At 58.2% G+C, this 19060-nt stretch carries 16 protein-coding genes; all 16 read left to right on the top strand.

Going from position 1 to position 19060, the window contains the following annotated elements:
• Window positions 1–107 precede the first annotated feature (107 nt).
• The 16 genes from ACNSPV_RS05620 (at window position 108) to ACNSPV_RS05545 (ending at window position 19020) form a co-directional block, all read left to right on the top strand.
• Window positions 108–1184, top strand: coding sequence for a branched-chain amino acid aminotransferase (locus tag ACNSPV_RS05620; RefSeq protein WP_339394493.1), 1077 nt, complete (start codon window positions 108–110; stop codon window positions 1182–1184).
• A gap of 342 nt (window positions 1185–1526) precedes the next feature.
• Window positions 1527–2297 (top strand): alpha/beta hydrolase, encoded by a 771-nt coding sequence (locus tag ACNSPV_RS05615; RefSeq protein ID WP_348584254.1) that lies wholly within the window; start codon window positions 1527–1529, stop codon window positions 2295–2297.
• 259 nt (window positions 2298–2556) lie between these two features.
• The gene (locus ACNSPV_RS05610; RefSeq protein ID WP_339394495.1) at window positions 2557–3315 is read left to right on the top strand and encodes an esterase family protein; all 759 of its coding nucleotides are present in this window, start codon (window positions 2557–2559) and stop codon (window positions 3313–3315) included.
• A gap of 161 nt (window positions 3316–3476) precedes the next feature.
• Window positions 3477–4808: a carbamoylphosphate synthase large subunit gene (locus ACNSPV_RS05605; RefSeq protein ID WP_348584255.1), complete on the top strand. Its 1332-nt coding sequence runs from the start codon at window positions 3477–3479 to the stop codon at window positions 4806–4808.
• A gap of 129 nt (window positions 4809–4937) precedes the next feature.
• Window positions 4938–5765: an MYG1 family protein gene (locus ACNSPV_RS05600; RefSeq protein WP_348584257.1), complete on the top strand. Its 828-nt coding sequence runs from the start codon at window positions 4938–4940 to the stop codon at window positions 5763–5765.
• Window positions 5752–6057: a GIY-YIG nuclease family protein gene (locus ACNSPV_RS05595; RefSeq protein WP_348584258.1), complete on the top strand. Its 306-nt coding sequence runs from the start codon at window positions 5752–5754 to the stop codon at window positions 6055–6057. The genes ACNSPV_RS05600 and ACNSPV_RS05595 overlap by 14 nt, the downstream gene beginning before the upstream one ends.
• A 367-nt stretch (window positions 6058–6424) precedes the next feature.
• Window positions 6425–7657 carry an argininosuccinate synthase gene (locus ACNSPV_RS05590; protein ID WP_348584259.1) on the top strand — a complete coding sequence of 411 codons (1233 nt, stop codon included), beginning with the start codon at window positions 6425–6427 and terminating at the stop codon, window positions 7655–7657.
• 204 nt (window positions 7658–7861) lie between these two features.
• Window positions 7862–9262: an argininosuccinate lyase gene (argH, locus tag ACNSPV_RS05585; RefSeq protein WP_249237717.1), complete on the top strand. Its 1401-nt coding sequence runs from the start codon at window positions 7862–7864 to the stop codon at window positions 9260–9262.
• Complete coding sequence (gene argC, locus ACNSPV_RS05580) at window positions 9259–10200, top strand: N-acetyl-gamma-glutamyl-phosphate reductase (RefSeq protein WP_348584260.1); 942 nt, start codon at window positions 9259–9261, stop codon at window positions 10198–10200. The genes argH and argC overlap by 4 nt, the downstream gene beginning before the upstream one ends.
• A 157-nt stretch (window positions 10201–10357) precedes the next feature.
• Window positions 10358–11587, top strand: coding sequence for a bifunctional glutamate N-acetyltransferase/amino-acid acetyltransferase ArgJ (gene argJ / locus ACNSPV_RS05575; protein WP_339394501.1), 1230 nt, complete (start codon window positions 10358–10360; stop codon window positions 11585–11587).
• Window positions 11588–11802: 215 nt separating this feature from the next.
• Window positions 11803–12657, top strand: a complete 855-nt coding sequence (gene argB, locus ACNSPV_RS05570; protein ID WP_249237720.1) for an acetylglutamate kinase — start codon at window positions 11803–11805, stop codon at window positions 12655–12657.
• 120 nt (window positions 12658–12777) lie between these two features.
• On the top strand, window positions 12778–13980 hold the full coding sequence (locus ACNSPV_RS05565; protein WP_339394503.1) for an aspartate aminotransferase family protein: 1203 nt from the start codon (window positions 12778–12780) through the stop codon (window positions 13978–13980).
• A complete protein-coding gene (argF, locus tag ACNSPV_RS05560) occupies window positions 13977–14891 on the top strand; it encodes an ornithine carbamoyltransferase (RefSeq protein ID WP_348584263.1) in 915 nt (304 codons plus the stop codon). Before ACNSPV_RS05565 ends, argF begins: the two co-directional genes overlap by 4 nt.
• A 244-nt stretch (window positions 14892–15135) precedes the next feature.
• Window positions 15136–15966 (top strand): PRD domain-containing protein, encoded by an 831-nt coding sequence (locus tag ACNSPV_RS05555; RefSeq protein ID WP_348584264.1) that lies wholly within the window; start codon window positions 15136–15138, stop codon window positions 15964–15966.
• Window positions 15967–16176: 210 nt separating this feature from the next.
• The gene (locus ACNSPV_RS05550) at window positions 16177–17559 is read left to right on the top strand and encodes a PTS transporter subunit EIIC (RefSeq protein ID WP_348584265.1); all 1383 of its coding nucleotides are present in this window, start codon (window positions 16177–16179) and stop codon (window positions 17557–17559) included.
• Between the two features lie 3 nt (window positions 17560–17562).
• A complete protein-coding gene (locus tag ACNSPV_RS05545; protein ID WP_348584266.1) occupies window positions 17563–19020 on the top strand; it encodes a glycoside hydrolase family 1 protein in 1458 nt (485 codons plus the stop codon).
• The last annotated feature ends 40 nt before the right edge of the window (window positions 19021–19060 follow it).

Below are 19060 nucleotides of genomic sequence, written 5' to 3'. Positions count from 1 at the left end.
TTCCTTGTAAAACGATTTCATAATACTATAATAGAAAACAACATTCGGTGTTTGCGGGCGCGTTTTCACTCGCTGCGCCCGAGATCAGGAAAGAGGGAAAATAAATCATGTTGGATATCAAGATCACCCGTACCACTGCTCCGAAGGCAAAGCCTGACGAGAGCAATCTGGGTTTTGGCAAGAAGTTTACCGACCATATGTTCGTGATGGATTACACCGAGGGCGAAGGCTGGCACGATGCCCGCATCGTCCCCTACGGCCCCTTTGAGCTGGACCCGGCTACCGTCGTGTTCCACTACGCTCAGGAGATCTTTGAGGGCATGAAGGCATACCGCACTGCCGACGATACCGTCCAGCTGTTCCGCCCGGACTGCAACGCAAAGCGTTTCCAGGACTCTGCCGACCGTCTGTGCATCCCCAAGATCCCTGTGGAAGACTACATTCAGGCCGTTGAGACGCTGGTGGATGTGGACCGTGACTGGGTGCCCCATTCCGACGGTGCTTCCCTGTACATCCGTCCCTTCATCTTTGCCAATGATGTGGGTCTGGGCGTGCACGCTTCCAAGCACTACATCTTCTGCATCATCTGCGCTCCCTCGGGTGCTTACTATGCCGAGGGCATCAACCCCGTGCGCATCTACGTGGAAGACGAGTACATCCGTGCCGCTCCCGGCCTGACCGGCTTCACCAAGTGCGGCGGCAACTACGCTGCTTCCATCAAGGCCGGCGAGCTGGCCGAGGAGCAGGGCTACGCACAGGTGCTGTGGCTGGACGGCGTGGAAAAGAAGTACGTCGAGGAAGTCGGCAGCATGAACATCATGTTCAAGATCGACGGCAAGGTGTACACCGCTGCTACCGTCGGCACCGTTCTGCCCGGCGTCACCCGCCGCAGCTGCATCGAGCTGCTGAAGGACTGGGGCTATGAGGTGGTAGAAGGCAAGATCGCCATTGCCGACATCATGGCTGCTGCCCGCGAAGGCAAGCTGGAAGAGGTGTTCGGCACCGGCACCGCCGCTGTCGTCTCCCCCGTCAAGGAGCTGGTCTGGAAGGGCGAGCACGCCTACATCGGCGACGGCAAGATCGGCCCTGTCACCCAGAAGCTGTACGACACCATGACCGGTATGCAGTGGGGCAAGCTCCCCGACACCAAGGGCTGGATCGTGCCGGTGGAGAAAAAGAACTGATCCCGATTCTCCGGAGAGAACCTTTTATTCAGAATAGCAGCAAACGCCGCCAGGCCTCCGCTCGGCGGCGTTTGCCGTATATTGCCCCCTCTCAGTCGGCGCCTGACGGCGCTGACAGCTCTCCCGAAGGGCGAGCTTTTACGCATCTGGCGGCCAAGCAGAAAAAAGCTCCCCCCTCGGGGAGCTGGCGAACGAAGTGAGCCTGAGAGGGTTCTTCATCGGCAAACCTCCAAAATTTCCCGGCGCAATTGCTTTCTGTGCCCTGCAGTGCTAAACTGAAAACAGAACAGCGGCCTGCATTGCGGCAGGCCATGTGCAGGAAAGATTGAGAGGAATGGACCCATGGTTAAAAAATGGAGCGTGAGCTACCCTGCCGTCAATGGCACCGAGCAGCGCAGAGTTTATGTCTATCTGCCTACGATGTATGAAGCCGAGCCGGACCGCAGGTATCCGGTGCTGTATATGTTCGACGGCCAGAACGTCTTTTTTGACGAGGACGCCACCTTTGGCAAGAGCTGGGGCGTGGCCGATTATCTGGACTATACCGACACCCCGCTGATCGTGGCGGCGGTGGAATGCAATGCCGGGGCCAACAACGAGCGGCTGGTGGAGTATTCGCCCTACCGGTTCGATGACCCGCAGTTCGGCCACTTCGACGGCAAGGGGCAGGCCACCATGAGCTGGTACATCCACCGGTTCAAGCCCTTCATCGATCACAATTTCCGCACCCTGCCCGACCGGGAACACACCTTCATTGGCGGCAGCAGCATGGGCGGCCTGATGAGCCTGTACGCCCTGCTGCAGTACAATGAGGTCTTCAGCCGTGCGGCGGCGCTGTCGCCGTCCATCTGGGTCTCGCCGGAAAAGCTCTCCGGCCTTGTGGGCCGGGCAAATCTGGCCCCCGGCACCGTGCTGTACATGGACTACGGCTCCCGCGAGATGGGCAACCACGAGGGCATGCGCCGCGGCTTTGCCGAGATGTGCAGCAAGGTACTGACCCGGGGCATCCACCTCACCAGCCGCATCGTGCCCGGCGGCACCCACAGCGAAGCCAGCTGGGAAAAGCAGCTGCCCTTTATGTTCCACACCCTGATGTATGAGGTGGAGGAGTAAAAAGGGTGTAATTGCCCGCTGTAAAAGGGGTACAAAAGCCTTCACCCCTTGGGGACAGATTTCCCCCGCACCGGGGGAAAATGTCGCATAGCGACAAAAGGGGGAGCAGGTGGCGCGTAGCGCCGGATGAGGGGTAATTCCCCGCAAGGTGCTGCACGCCTGCGCCCTCATCAGTCACCTTCGGTGACAGCTTCCCCCGACCGGGGGAAGCCTTTGTCTACCGACACCATTGCACAACAAAACCAAAGGAGGAAACACCATGGAAATGCAGTATTTCAAGGATTACAGCCCGGCTCTGGGCCGTGACATGGAGTGCAAGATCTACGGCCACGCAGGCCGCCCGATGCTGTACATCCCCTGTCAGGATGGCCGCTTCTTCGATTTTGAGAACTTCCACATGAACGATACCCTTGCCCCGTGGATCGAGTCCGGGCAGATCATGGTCCTCTCCATCGATACCATGGACAAGGAGACATGGTCCGACACGCAGGGCGACCCCTATTGGCGCATCCGCCGCTATGAGCAGTGGCTGCGCTACATCGTGGAGGAGGCTGTGCCCAAGATCCAGTATCTGGCCAAGGAGCGCAACGGCTGGGACGACCTGCCCGGCGTCATTGCCTTTGGCTGCAGTCTGGGTGCCACCCATGCGGTCAACCTGTACCTGCGCCGCCCGGATGTGTTCTGCGGCTGTCTGGCCCTCAGCGGCATCTACACGGCCCACTACGGCTTCGGCAATTATATGGACGAGCTGGTGTACATGAACTCGCCCGTGGACTACATGAAGAACTTCCCGGAGGATCACCCCTACATGCAGCTGTACCGCAGCCAGAAGGCGGTCATCTGCTGTGGTCAGGGCGACTGGGAGCGGCCGGACACCACATGGTTCCTCAAGCGCATCTTCGAGGCCAAGAACATCCCCATCTGGGTGGACCTGTGGGGCCACGATGTCAACCACGACTGGAACTGGTGGTATAAACAGACTGCATATTACATGCCGTATATTCTGGGACAGCAGTAAAACAAACCCTCTCAGGCGCTGACGCGCCAGCTCTCCCGAAGAGTGAGCTTTGATGCATCTGACGGTTTGCAGCAAATAAGCTCCCCCTTCGGGGGAGCTGGCAACGCTGTAAGCGTTGACTGAGAGGGTTTTCTTATAGAGGAAAGAGGAATCGTAAAACCATGCAGAATTTCATTTTTATTTCGCCCAACTTCCCCACCAACTACTGGCAGTTCTGCCATGAGCTGAAAAACAACGGGATGAACGTGCTGGGCATCGGCGACCAGCCCTACGATGAGCTGAAGCCGGAGCTGAAGGACAGTCTGAACGAGTACTACAAGGTGGGCAGTCTGGAAAACTACGACGAGGTCTACCGCGCCGTGGCCTTTTTTGCCTTCAAGTATGGCCGCATCGACTGGCTGGAGTCCAACAATGAATACTGGCTGGAGCGGGACGCAGCCCTGCGCACCGATTTCCATATCACCTCCGGCTTCCAGACCGATGATATGCCCCGCATCAAGTACAAGAGCAAGATGAAGGAGTATTACAAGAAGGCCGGCATTGCCACCGCACGCTACCACATGGTGGACGATTACGAGGGCTGCCGGAAGTTCATCGAAGAGGTGGGCTACCCGGTGGTGGTAAAGCCGGATAACGGCGTGGGCGCATCCGATACCCACAAGCTGTCCAGCGACGAGGACCTGAAAAAGTTCCTCGTGCAGAAGACGGCCCATCACCCGGATGTGGAGTACATCATGGAGGAGTTCGTCCGGGCCGAGGTGAACAGCTACGATGCCATCATCGATGCCAACGGCAACCCCATCTTTGAGGCCGGCAACGTGAGCCCCATGTCCATCATGGATATCGTCAACGACAACGACAACTCCATCTATTACATCATCAAGGACCTGCCCGAGGACACCCGCGCCGCAGGCCGTGCCGCCGTCAAGAGCTTTGGCGTCCGGAGCCGCTTCATCCACTTTGAGTTCTTCCGCATGACCGAGGATCAGGCCGGCATGGGCAAAAAGGGCCAGATCGTGGCACTGGAAGTCAACATGCGCCCCTGCGGCGGCTTCACCCCGGATATGATCAACTTTGCCCGCTCCACCAACGTTTACAAGATCTGGGCGGACATGATCGCCTTTGGCGGCACCGATATGCCGGTGGGCGAGCACTTCTACTGCCCGTTTGCAGGCCGCCGCGACGGCAAGCACTTTGTGTACAGCCACGAGCAGATCATGCAGAAGTACCAGCAGAATATGCGCATGGTGGACCGCATGCCGGACGCGCTGAGCGGCGCCATGGGCAACCAGATGTACGTTGCCACCTTCTCCACCCGCGAGGGCATGGAGCAGTTCTACTCCGATGTGCTGGCCGTCACCGACGACAACAACGCCGCTGTGCAGAAGGAGTTGAGCAGCATTCTGGCTCTGGGCGAGCCGGAGACCGCCCCGGCCCAAAAGGCCGAGAGCAAGCCTGCCGCCAAGCCCGCCCGCACCGCAAAGAAAAAGTAAAACAAATGCACTGACTGCATAGATCCTCAGCCCCGGAACGGCATCTGCCGCCCCGGGGCTTTTCGTTGTCCCTTTTGGCAAAGTGTGGTATACTGTTGCCAGAGATTTTATTGGGAACGAGGTACATCTATGAAAATTCCTGCAAACGGCTTTACCCATGCCGGCAAGTTCCACGCCGACGATGTGTTTGCCACTGCGCTGCTGCAGATCCTGCGCCCGGATATCAAGATCACCCGCGGCTTTGTGGTGCCGGACGGCTTTGACGGCATCGTGTACGATGTGGGCTATGGCATGTTCGACCATCATCAGGAGCCCCGGGAGTACCGCGCAAACGGTGTGCCCTACGCGGCTTTCGGTCTGCTGTGGCGGGTGCTGGGCCCCGGCCTTGTGGGCGAGCGGCAGGCCCGGCTCATCGACGAGAACTTTATCCAGCCGCTGGACCTCAACGACAACACCGGCGAGCAGAACAGCCTGTGTGATGCCATCGGCTTTTTTAACCCGGTGTGGGACTCCAGGGAGGATCAGGACGCCTGCTTTTTCAAGGCCGTGGCCGTGGCAAAGCAGATTCTGGAAAACCAGATCGCCAGCGCCAACGCCGTGAACCGCGCCGACGAAAAGGTGCAGCAGGCCTATCAGAACTCCCGGGACGGCATCGTGGTGCTGCCCTGCTACCTGCCGTGGAAAAACGGCCTGTACAAAACGGATGCGCTGTTCGTGGTCTACCCCAGCCAGCGCGGCGGCTGGAGCGCCCAGTGCGTCACCGACCACAAGACCAAGCGCCCCAAGCTCCCCTTTCCTCAGAGCTGGGCCGGTCAGCCGCAGGAGGTCATTGAGCAGAAGAGCGGCATCCCGGGCATCAGCTTCTGCCATGCCAGCCGCTTCCTCATCACGGCCAAGGATAAGGAGACCGCCCTTGCGGCCTGCCGTCAGGTGTTAAAGAACAATGGCCGCATCTGAGCATCCGGCCCGGCCAAAGCCCGCCTTCGTGTACATGGTGCGTTGTACCGGCGGCCAGCTGTACACCGGCTGGACCAACGCCCCCGCCGCCCGCCTGCAGGCCCACAAAAGCGGCAGAGGGGCCCGCTACACCCGGGCCAGAGGTGCAGCGGCCTTTGCCTACGTGGAGCGCTGTGCGGACAAGCGCAGCGCCCTGCGGCGGGAAGCTGCGCTCAAAAAGCTGCCCAAGGCGCAAAAGGAGCTGCTGTGCCGCGCGTGGAGCGCGGCAGGCGGGCCCTTTTCCGGCGCATAAAGACAAAACAACACCCGGGACTCTTTCAGGGCCAGACGGCTCACAAAAGGGTCCCGGGCGTTTTGTTTTTGCGGTGTGAATTCTTTCCGTGTGCTGTAGTCCGCACATGCCTCCGGACAGGCTGCATGTGCCCCGAATATATACTGCGCAAATGCATAAAATGTGAATATATTCTGCAAATAACGCATAAAGATACAAATTGAACCAAAACAGAGGTCAAATCCGTGTAAGGTTTGGCGGTTTTCGGCATTGACGAAAAAGCCGCGCGGCGTATAATAAAAGCATCAACCGAAACGTAACGGAAGAGGATGCGAAGGGAAAGTACGCATCAGAAAACAAAAGTGTATTTTTAAAAGGAGCAATCATCATGAAAAAGGAAAACATCAAAAAAGTTGTTCTGGCATACTCCGGCGGTCTGGATACCTCCATCATCATTCCCTGGCTGAAGGAAAACTACAACAACTGCGAGGTCGTCGCCGTCTCCGGTGACGTGGGTCAGGGCACCGAGCTGGACGGTCTGGAAGAAAAGGCCAAGGCTACCGGCGCTTCCAAGCTGTACGTGCTGGACCTGAAGAAGGACTTTGTGGAGAACTACATCTTCCCCACCCTGAAGTTCGGCGCAAAGTACGAGGACTACCTGCTGGGCACCAGCTTTGCACGTCCCTGCATTGCCAAGGCTCTGGCCGATATCGCCATCAAGGAAGGCGCAGACGCCATCTGCCACGGCTGCACCGGCAAGGGCAACGATCAGGTGCGTTTTGAGCTGACCCTCAAGGCCCTGTGCCCGGATATGGCCATCATTGCTCCGTGGCGTGAGTGGGATATCAAGAGCCGTGACGAGGAGATCGACTACGCCGAGGCTCACCACATCCCCCTGAAGATCAACCGCGAGACCAACTACTCCAAGGATAAGAACCTGTGGCACCTGAGCCACGAGGGTCTGGATCTGGAGAGCCCCGCCAACGAGCCCCAGTACAACAAGCCCGGTTTCCTGGAGCTGGGCGTCAGCCCCGAGCAGGCTCCCGATGTTCCTACCTATGTGACCATCCACTTTGAAAAGGGCATCCCCACCGCCGTGGACGGCAAGGAGATGGGCGCTGTGGAGCTGGTGGAGCACCTGAACAAGCTGGGCGGCGAGAACGGCATCGGCCTGCTGGATATCGTGGAGAACCGTCTGGTGGGCATGAAGAGCCGCGGTGTGTATGAGACCCCCGGCGGTGCCATCCTGTACAAGGCCATCAATGTTCTGGAGACCATCACTCTGGATAAGGAAAGCTCTCACTTCAAGGCTCAGCTGGCCCAGAAGTATGCCGATATCGTCTACAACGGCCAGTGGTTCACCCCGCTGCGCGAGGCTCTGGACGCCTTTGCCGACAGTCTGGAAAAGACCGTCACCGGCGATGTGAAGCTCAAGCTCTACAAGGGCAACATGATCAACGCCGGCGTCACCTCTCCCTACACCCTGTACGACGAGCAGACCGCTTCCTTCGGTGAGGACGAGGACTACAATCAGGCTGATGCAACAGGCTTCATCAACCTGTTCGGCCTGTCCATCAAGGAGCACGCAAAGCTGTCCAAGAACTGGCCGGAGGTCAAGTAATCGGCTGTAACATTTTCCCTTTCGTGTGTTTTCACACTTTCACACGGAAGTTTCATCCAACCGGCATCGTTGCCGGCGGCACCGCCGCAGGAGCGTTTTCCCCTGCGGCGGCTTTGCCGTTTTTAGAAGAAATTGACAACCCTCTCAGTCAAACCCTGACGGGTTTGACTGAGAGGGTTTGGACATAAAGTAAAGGATAAAACTATGGCAGAACAACTCTGGAAGGGCCGTTTTTCCAAGGCCGTGGATTCCCGCGTGAACGACTTCAACTCCTCCATCCGGTTCGACCAGCGCATGATCGCGCAGGATATGCGCGGCAGCGGCGTCCATGCCGCCATGCTGGCAAAGCAGGGCATCATCTCCGAAAAGGACTGTGAGGACATCCTCAACGGTCTGGCATCCATCGCCGACGATCTGGCAGCCGGCAGGCTGGAGATCGACCCCAATGCCGAGGATGTGCACACCTTTGTGGAGCAGACCCTCACCGCCCGCATCGGCGACGCCGGCAAGCGGCTGCACACCGGCCGCAGCCGCAACGATCAGGTGGCGCTGGATATCCGTCTGACCCTGCGGGACTACAGCCACACCCTGCAGGCCTACATTGTGGAGCTCATCAAGGTCATCTGCAAAAAGGCCGGTGAGAACACCACCGCCGTCATGCCCGGCTACACCCATCTGCAGCGCGCCCAGCCCATCACCTTTGGCCACGCCCTGATGGCCTACGCCTCCATGCTGCTGCGGGATCTGCAGCGCTTCGAGGACGCTACCGCCCGCATGGACAGCCAGTGCCCGCTGGGCTCCGGCGCGCTGGCCGGTACCACCTACCCGCTGGACCGCCAGTTCACCGCCGAAAAGCTGGGCTTTGCGGCTCCCTGCGCCAACAGTCTGGACGGCGTGTCCGACCGTGATTTCTGCATCGAGCTGGCCAATGCCATCTCCATCTGCATGATGCACCTGTCCCGTCTTTCCGAGGAGATCATCCTGTGGTGCAGCTGGGAGTTCAAGTTCATTGAGCTGGACGATGCCTTTACCACCGGCTCCTCCATCATGCCCCAGAAGAAGAACCCCGACGTCACCGAGCTGATCCGCGGCAAGACCGGCCGCGTCTACGGCGACCTGAACACCCTGCTGGTGATGATGAAGGGCATTCCTCTGGCCTACAACAAGGACATGCAGGAGGACAAGGAAGCCATCTTTGACGCAGTGGACACCCTTGAGCTGTGCCTCAAGACCGTGACCCCCATGCTGGACACCATGAAGACCCTGCCGGCCAACATGCGCCGCGCCGCCGCCAAGGGCTTCATCAACGCCACCGACTGCGCCGACTACCTCACCAAGAAGGGAATGCCTTTCCGGGATGCCTACAAGCTCACCGGCTGCATGGTGTCGGACTGCATCGCAAAGGACAAGACTCTGGAAGAGCTGACCCTTGACGAGTTCAAGGGCTACAGCAGCCTGTTTGAAAAGGATATCTACGAGGCCATCGATCTGGTCAGATGCTGTGAGGGCCGCACCAGCTACGGCGGCCCCAGCGAAGCCAGCGTGAAGAACCAGATCGAGCTGGCCGCTGCACAGCTGAATGCCTGGGAGGCGAATAACGCATGAGCGTGAAAGTTTTTATTGATGGCTCTTCCGGCACCACCGGCCTGCGCATTGCCGACCGGCTGGCTGCACGCCCGGAGATCGAGCTGCTGTCCATTTCCGCCGAGGGCCGCAAGGATGTGAACGAGCGGGCGAAGGTCATCAACTCCGCCGACCTCGCCTTCCTCTGCCTGCCGGATGCGGCATCCAAAGAGGTCATGCCCCTGCTGCGCCCGGACGTGAAGGTGCTGGACACCTCCACCGCCTTCCGCACCGATGCCGCATGGGACTACGGTTTCCCGGAGCTGGCGGGCCAGAAGGAAAAAATTAAAAATTCCTGCCGCGTGGCAGTGCCCGGCTGCTATGCCAGCGGCTTTATCAGCATTGCCCGCCCGCTGGTGGAGCTGGGCCTTGTCCCGGCAGAGTATCCCTTCAGCTGCACCGGCATCTCCGGCTACTCCGGCGGCGGCAAAAAGATGATCGCCGAGTACGAGAGCCCCGACCGCCCGGCGCACAGCAAGCTGGATGCGCCCAAGAGCTACGGTCTGGGCCTTGCCCATAAGCATCTGCCCGAGATGCAGAAGATCAGCGGCCTTGCCCACACCCCCATGTTCGTGCCGGTGGTGTGTGACTACTACTGCGGCATGCAGGTGCTGGTGCCGCTGGACCTGACGCTGGCGGGCACCACCGCCGAACAGGTGGCTGCAGGCATTGCCGGGTACTATAAGGACGCCGCCACCGTCAAGGTGCACGGGCTGAACGAGACCCTGCCGGAGAACGGCCTGTACTCGAACGCCATGGCCGGTACCGACCGCATGGAGCTGTATCTGACCGTGAACGCCGCCGGCGACCAGATGATGCTGGTGTCTGTGTTCGATAATCTGGGCAAGGGCTCCTCCGGTGCCGCCGTCCAGTGCATGAACCTGATGCTGGGTCTGGAAGAGACCGAAGGGCTGGAATAAAAAACTCCCTTCGTCTGCTCACGGTGTTCGCATCCACCTCCCTCAAAGAGGGAGGCTTTTGCAGTTGACGGTTACGCAAAGGCTCCCTCCATGAGGGAGCTGGCACGGCGAATGCCGTGACTGAGGGAGTATTTCTTTGTGGGAAAGGAAGATCATTATGCAGTATCAAGAAGTTGCGGGCGGCATCTGCGCGCCCAAGGGCTTTGCAGCGGCTGGCGTGCACTGCGGCATCCGCGCAAACCATGCAGAAAAATACGATCTGGCACTCATCAAAGCGGACGTGCGCTGCGCCGCCGCCGGTGTGTACACCACCAACAAGGTCTGCGGCGCACCCATCAAGGTGGACCGTGCCCACCTGAAGGACGGCTATGCACAGGCGATCCTTGTGAACAGCGGCAACGCCAACACCTGCGCCGCCAACGGCGTGGCTCTGGCCGAAGAATGCTGCGAGCTGGTAGGCAAGGAGCTGGGCATCGATCCGCAGGACGTGCTGCCCGCCTCCACCGGCGTCATCGGTCAGCCCATGGTCATCGACCCCTTTGCCCGGGGCATTCCCGCCGCCGCCGCAAAGCTGGCTGCGGACGAGCAGGGCAGCGCCGATGCCGCCACCGCCATCATGACCACCGACACCCACAAAAAGGAATACGCCATCCAGTTCGAGCTGGGCGGCAAGGTGTGCACCGTGGGTGCCATTGGCAAGGGCAGCGGCATGATCGCCCCCAATATGGCCACGATGCTGGCATTCTACACCACCGATGCGGCGGTCTCCCCCATCCTGCTGGAAAAGGCCCTCAAGACCGTGGTGCCCGGCACCTACAACCAGATGAGCGTGGATCTGGACACCTCCACCAACGATACCCTCATCATCATGGCTTCCGGCCTTGCAGGCAACCCGGAGATCTGCGAGGAGAACGCGGACTACCACGCCTTTGTGGCGGCGCTGACTGCCATTGCAGAGCACATGTGCGCCGAGCACGCCGGTGACGGCGAGGGTGCCACCCACCTCATCACCTGCGAAGTGACCCATGCCCCCGACCTGAAGACCGCCCGTGCCGTCAGCCGCAGCGTGGTGTGCTCCAACCTGTTCAAGGCAGCGGTGTTTGGCCGCGATGCCAACTGGGGCCGCATCCTGTGCGCCATCGGCTACACCCCCGGCGATTTCTCCATTGATAAGGTCTGCGTGCGGCTTTCCAGCAAGGCGGGCGAGGTGTATGTGTGCGAGAACGCCGCCTACCACCCCTACAGCGAGGAGGAGGCCGCCAAGGTGCTGGCCGAGCATGATATCCTGGTCAAGGTGGACATGGGCACCGGCGATGCATCCGCCAAGGCATGGGGCTGCGATCTGACCTACGATTACGTCAAGATCAACGGCGATTACCGCACCTGATAACCCTCTCAGGCGCTGCGCGCCAGCTCTCCCGAAGGGAGAGCCTTTGGCAAAACCGTGAACGCTGCGGGAACTGCCAAAGCCTCCCACTTTGAGGAAAGACTCTCCCCGGCCGGGGAGAGATGTCGCAATAGCGACAGAGTGGGGAATGTGGCATCGCGCAAGCGATGACGGAGAGGGCAAGGCTGCTAACGGCAAGGAGCAACAGAAAGTATATGAAAAACGAAGAAATGGCGCGCCTTTTCTCTGAGGCGACACCCTATATCCAGAAGTATCACGGAAAGACCATGGTCGTGAAATACGGCGGCAATGCCATGATCAACGAAGAACTGAAAAATGCCGTCATGAACGATCTGGTCACCCTCACCCTGCTGGGTGTGCGCGTCGTGCTGGTGCACGGCGGCGGCCCGGCCATCAATGAGATGCTGAAAAAGGTGGGTGTGGAAAGCCATTTCGCAAACGGTCTGCGGGTGACCGACGACGCCACCATGGAGATCGTGCAGCAGGTGCTGGCCGGTAAGGTGAACAAGGATCTGGTGGCAAAGCTGCGCGGCCGCGGCGTGGGCCTGTGCGGCATGGACGGTCAGATGCTGCGCTGCACCGAGCTGGACCCCCAGCTGGGCCATGTGGGCGAGATCGTGCATGTGGACGCCACCCTGATCGGCAGCCTGCTGGATGGCGGCTACATCCCGGTCATTGCCACGGTGGGCATGGACGATCTGGGTCAGGCCTACAACGTGAATGCGGACACTGCCGCTGCGCAGATCGCCATTGCGCTCAAGGCTGAGAAGCTGGTGTCCATGACCGATATCGCGGGCCTGCTGCGGGATAAGGACGACGAAAGCACCCTCATCCCCGAGGTGGAGGTGTCCGAGATCGAGGGCTACAAGTCCGCCGGTGTCATTGCGGGCGGCATGATCCCCAAGATCGGCGGCATGGCCGACGCCATCTATCAGGGCGTGCACGAGGCGGTCATCATCGATGGCCGGGTGCCCCACTCCATCCTGCTGGAGCTGTTCTCCAACCGCGGCTCCGGCACCCGCTTCTACCGCCGCAGCCACCGCGAATAAGCATTGCGCAGGTGCCGCGCAGGCGGTATAATAAGAAAAATGACCCTCTCAAGCCTTTGCCAGCATTTTCTGGCGCGTCAGCGCCTGAGAGGGCTTTTATCGTCAGTAGGAGGTACACCTATGGATTCTGAAAAGGTCATCAAGCGGGACGGCGAATACGTCCTGCACACCTATAACCGCAACCCTATCGTGCTGGAAAAAGGCCACGGTCTGCGCGCCATCGGGCCCGAAGGCCAGCAGTATCTGGATTTTACCAGCGGCATCGGTGTCAACAGTCTGGGCTACTGTGATCTGGACTGGGCCGAAGCCGTTTCCGAGCAGGCCCATAAGCTGCAGCACTCCTCCAACCTCTACTACACGGCCCCCTGCGGCAAGCTGGCCAAAAAGCTGTGCAAGCGCACCGGCATGAGCAAGGTTTTCTTCGGAAACTCCGGTGCTGAGGCCAACGAGGGCGCCATCAAGGCTGCCCGTAAGTACAGCGTGGACCACTACGGCAAGGACCGCACCACGGTCATCACGCTGGTGAACAGCTTCCACGGCCGCACCATCGCCACCCTGACCGCCACCGGTCAGGAGGTGTTCCACAACTACTTCGGCCCCTTCAACGAGGGCTTCCTGTATGCTCCGGCAGGCGATATGGAAGCGCTGCAGGAGCTGGTGGACCGCAACACCTGCGCCGTGATGCTGGAACTCATTCAGGGCGAGGGCGGCGTGATGGCGCTGGACCCGGACTATGTGCAGGCCGTGCGCAAGCTCTGTGACGAAAAAGACCTTGTGCTCATCGTGGACGAGGTGCAGACCGGCGTGGGCCGCACCGGCACCTTCCTGTGCTGCGAGCACTACAACCTCAAGCCGGACGTGGTCACGCTGGCCAAGGGCCTGGGCGGCGGCCTGCCCATCGGCGCGGTGCTGATGAACGAAAAGGTGGCCGCAGGCATGGGTCCTGGCACCCACGGCTCCACCTTCGGCGGCAACCCGGTGGTCTGCGCCGGTGCCAATGTGGTGGTGGACCGCATGGACCAGAGCTTCCTTGCCAATGTCAACGAGCGCGCTGTCCAGCTGCGCGCAGGCATCGCAAAGCTGCCCCATGTCAAGAGCATTTCCGGCATCGGCCTGATGGTGGGCATCGAGTTCTACGACCTCAAGGCCGCCGATGTGCTGGCCGCCTGCCGCGAAGCGGGCCTGCTGGTGCTGACGGCCAAGACCCGCCTGCGCCTGCTGCCGCCGCTGACCCTCAGCGAGCACGATGTGGACATGGCGCTGGAGATCCTGGGCGATGTGCTGAGCAAAATGGAGCCGACGGCTCCGAAGGAGCAGGCATGAAAAATCTGCTGAAAATGAGCGACCTCTCCCCTGCCGAGCTGACCCACATTCTGGATGTGGCCGACCAGCTCAAGGCACAGCAGAAGCTGGGCGGCACGGCCCCGCTGCTGGCGGGCAAAACGGTGGCTCTGATGTTCTCCAAGGCGTCCACCCGCACCCGTACCAGCTTTGAGGTGGGTGTGTACCAGCTGGGCGGTCTGGGCAACTACATGAACACCGCCGAGCTGCAGGCCGGGCGCGGCGAGCCTCTCAAGGACACCGCCCGGGTGCTGGGCCGCTACTACGACTGCGTGGTGTGGCGCACCTACCGCCAGAGCGATCTGGAAGAGTTTGCCGAGCTGGCCGGTGTGCCGGTGATCAACGGCCTGACGGATTACGCCCATCCCTGTCAGGTGCTGGCTGACCTGATGACCATTCGGGAGCGCCGGGGCAGCCTTGCGGGCCGGAAGCTCTGCTTTGTCGGCGACGGCAGCAGCATGGCAAACAGCCTCATCGTGGGCGGACTGCTGGCCGGGATGCAGGTCACCTGCGTCTGCCCGCAGAGCTACCGCCCGGCGGCGGATGTGCTGATGTTCGCCCACAAGTACGGCAGCGCCTTCCACCTGACCGCAGACCCTGCCGAGGGCATTCAGGATGCCGATGTGGTGGCAACGGCCGTGTGGAACACCGCCCAGCCCGGCACGCCGGAAAGTGAGCAGCGCCTGCGGGATTTCGTGGGCTACCAGCTCACCGGCAAGCTGCTGGAAAGCGCCAAGCCCGACGTCATGGTGCTGCACTGCCTGCCCGCCCACCGGGGCGAGGAGATCTCCTCGGCGGTGTTCGAGCAGCACGCACCGGAGATCTTTGATGAAGCCGAGAACCGCCTGCATGTGCAGAAAGCCGTGCTGGCCATTCTTCTGGCGGGAAAATAAAATTGCATAAAGTGCAAGAGCCTCTGCCATTGGCAGGGGCTTTTTGTATCCCAGTCCTTGCACATCCTGTCTGAAAATACTGTAAAATTCTTGTGCCCTTTGCCGATTGACGAAAACCGATCCGGTTTGCTATACTGAGCGTGGTCAATCAAGTAAGGTTTGTTACTCTCCGGAGGCTTTCCCTTATCCATTGCAGATAGGGGTGAACTTTCGGTTTTTTTCTTTCTATGGGGGTTGTGGGAAGATGAAGGTCATTAAAAACATCAATAACAACATCTCCCTTTGTCTGGACAGCCGCAACAACGAGGTTGTAGCCTTCGGGAAAGGCATTGGTTTCACAAAGCCACCCTATGATGTACCACTTTCCAAAATCGACCGCACCTTTTACGATGTGGACGAGGAACAGTTGGCCGTGCTCAACCGCATCCCGGAAAATGTGCTGGAAGCCGCCGCCGAGATCGTAGACCTTGCCAACGAGAAGATGGACAACCAGTTCCGGGAGAACGTGGTGTTCACGCTGGCAGATCACATTGATTTTTCCGTTCAGCGCTACCGCAAAAACATCAACATCAAGCTGCCGCTCTTTTACGAGGTGCGCCAGCTTTATCCCAAAGAATCCGAGATCGGAAAACAGGCATTGAACATCCTGAAAAAGCGGCTGGATATCGCCCTTCCTCAGGAGGAAGCCGCCGCCATCGCTCTACATTTTGTCAACTACAAGGCACAGGCGGAAACCACACCGGACATCGACTATGGTTCCATCATTGAGCAGGCTACGGGTATTATTGAACAGGAACTGCAGGTGACGGTGGATCGTGACAGTTTCAACTACTACCGGTTCGTCACCCACATGCACTACATGATGAAGCGTACCTTGGATGACGCCATGATCGACACCCAGAATCGGGATATCTTTGAATCCATGAAAAAAGAGTATCCCTCCATTTATTCCTGCTCGGTCAAGGTAGCCGCCCTGATCGAACAACAGCTGAAAAAATCTCTTTCCGAAGAGGAAATATTATATCTGATCCTACACATCAATCGTTTGTGTGCTCGTGAGGATTGTGACCGATAAAGGCATACCGCCTTTGGAGGGCTTTACCCCAGAGTACCGCAGAAGATGCACCGTGTCTGTCCATCTGGTCAGCCGGTACACGCTTTGCGGTGCGCTGGGGTTTTTATTTGGAAACAGAACCGACCGGGAGCGCGCCCCGAACGGGTTTGTGATAAATCTTCCAGAAAAAACACTTGGAAAACTGTTTTTCAAAAACAGGAGGAGAACAAAATGGCAAACAAATATGATACGATGGTCAGTAGCATCGTTGACCTGGTCGGCGGAAAAGAAAACATCCGCTCTTTTGCACACTGCGTTACACGGCTGCGCTTCAATGTAAAAGACAAGGGGCTGGTGGATGAAGCCAAAATCCGGGAATTGCCGGGTGCGGTAGGCACGCAATGGTCTGGTAATCAGCTGCAGGTAATCATCGGCAATGATGTGGAGAACGTTTACAAGCAGATCGCAAAGGCGAATAATCTTGCCGTGGAGCCGGAAGTGTCTGCCGAGAGTGCAGATGAAAAGAAGAAAAGCATTGTTGTAAAGCTGATTGAAATGCTTTCTGGCTGTGTGATCCCGCTGGTTCCCATTCTGATGGGCGCGGGCATGATAAAGGTCTTTTATCTGCTTGCCGTCCGTTTAGGAATCCTTTCCACGGAAAGCTCTACCTATATGGTGCTGGACTTCGTCAATAACGCAGCATTTTATTTTCTGCCGGTCTTTGCTGGTGCAACTGCCGCAAAAAAGTTTGGCGGCAGTATGAGCATAGGCATGCTGGTGGGTGCGATGCTGATCCATCCCACCTTTATCTCGGCAGTAAGCGGGGGTACGGCACTAACGATTTTTGGACTGCCAATCTACGCAACAAGCTATACTAATTCCATTTTCCCGGTGATCCTGTCGGTATGGGTCATGTCCAAGATTGAAAATTTCCTGAAAAAGCATGTGCCGGAGTGGCTGCGCGCTATTGCTGTGCCGACTCTGACTCTTCTCATCATGATCCCGGTGGCGTTCTGCGTGGTCGCCCCCATCGGTGCATTCATGGGTACCTATCTTGCCAAGGCGATCATGTTCTTGTACAGCACTCTCGGCTTCCTTGCCTATGGCATTTTTGGCGTGTTGTTCCCCATCATGGTCATGTTTGGCATGCACACGGCACTTACACCGTACAGCGTTCAGCTGATGTCTACGGTAGGTTATGAGCCGTGCTCCATTATGAGCTTTGTTTCTACCTGTACCCTGACTGCGATAAGCCTTGCCGTGGCGATCCGGACCAAGAACGAGAATATGCGTTCCACGGGCTATTCCTGCGCGCTGACTGCATTTGTGGGTGGCGTGACAGAACCGGCAATGTTCGGCATTGGACTGCGTTTTAAAAAGCCGTTTATCTGTGCGCTGATCGGTAATTTTGTGGGCGGCTGTGTTGCCGGTCTGTATGGCGTGCAGTGCTATGCATTGGGACCTGCCAATATCCTGAATGTGGCAAAGTTTATTGGCGGCGAGGGCATGGGCAACTTTGCATTTGCTATGCTGGGTGCAGCAGTGGCATTTGTGGTGACTTTTGTGCTGACCTGCCTTGCGTACCGCAGCAGCGACCCGATGACGGAGGGCTGATCCATGAAATTTTCGGAAGGTTTTTTATGGGGTGGTGCAATTTCCTCCAGTCAGGCGGAAGGCGCATATCTGGAGGATGGCAAGGGCCTGAGCACAACAGATTTTATGACATCTGGCACAAAAACAAGCCCTCGCAGAATTACGAAGACACTGGAAAAAGATGCGTACTATCCGAGCCATAAAGCAATTGATTTTTACCACCACTATAAAGAGGACATCCGGCTGTTCGGCGAGATGGGTTTTAAAGTGTTCCGTTTGTCCATTGCATGGTCGAGAATCTACCCGAATGGAGATGAACTCCAGCCGAACCGGGCTGGGCTGGAGTTTTATCACGATGTTTTCCATACCTGCCACGCCTACGGCATCGAACCTTTGGTGACGATCTGCCATTACGATATGCCGCACGCCCTTAGCGTAAAATGGAACGGGTGGGCAGACCGGCGTTGCATTGAACTGTTTGAGCGATACTGCCGGACTTTGTTTGCAGAATACGGTCACGAAGTAAAATACTGGCTGACCTTCAACGAAATGAACATCCTTACGGCACCGATGTGCGGGTACCTGTGCGCAGGCATCCAGCCCGCTGGTGCAGAGGGGACATTCGGTCCTGGAGCAATAGACCAGCACGAAACGCCGGAGCGGAGAAACCTGCGGTTTCAGGCACTACACCACCAGTTTGTGGCAAGTGCAAAAGTAGTGGCTCTGGCACATGAAATGATGCCAGCAGCTAAAATCGGCTGTATGATGTCCAGCCAGTGTACCTACCCGCGCACCTGTGATCCGGATGACCTGCGGGCAGCGCAGGAACAGCGGCAGATCGTCAACTATTTTTGCAGTGATGTTCAGGTACGCGGCAGATATCCGGGGTATATCAAACGGTATTTTCAGGAAAATGATATCCGGATCACGATGCAGCCGGAGGATGCGGAGATCCTGCAAAATGGCTGCGTGGATTTTTACAGCTTCTCGTATTACCAGAGCCGATGTATCAGTGCAAATCCGGGGGATGAGACCGTGGCCGGAAATATGGCAGTAGGTGTCAAAAATCCGTATCTGCCCATGACGCAGTGGGGGTGGCAGGTGGATGAAAAAGGACTGCGTTATTATCTCAATGAAGTCTATGACCGCTACCAGATCCCCCTCATGGTGGTAGAAAACGGACTAGGTGCGCAGGATGTGCTGCAGGCAGACGGAACGGTACATGACCTGTACCGGATCGACTATCTGCGCAGACACATCAGTCAGATGGCAGAAGCAATCAAGGATGGCGTAGACCTGATGGGCTATACTCCCTGGGGCTGCATCGACCTTGTGTCCGCTTCTACCGGCCAGATGGCAAAGCGCTACGGCTTTGTATATGTAGACGCAGACGATTCCGGCAACGGCACCTTTAAACGTTATAAAAAAGACAGTTTTTATTGGTATAAGAAGGTAATTGAAACAAACGGCGAATCGCTGTAACCTGCTCTGAACCAAAAATAACGCCTGCCATTTTCAGTTG

Origin of the sequence: Faecalibacterium sp. 3 (assembly GCF_048323735.1) — a bacterium.
GTDB classification, from domain to species: Bacteria; Bacillota; Clostridia; order Oscillospirales; family Ruminococcaceae; genus Faecalibacterium; species Faecalibacterium wellingii.
Note: the sequence above shows the minus strand (reverse complement) of the source record. Positions and strands in the feature narration are given on the sequence as shown.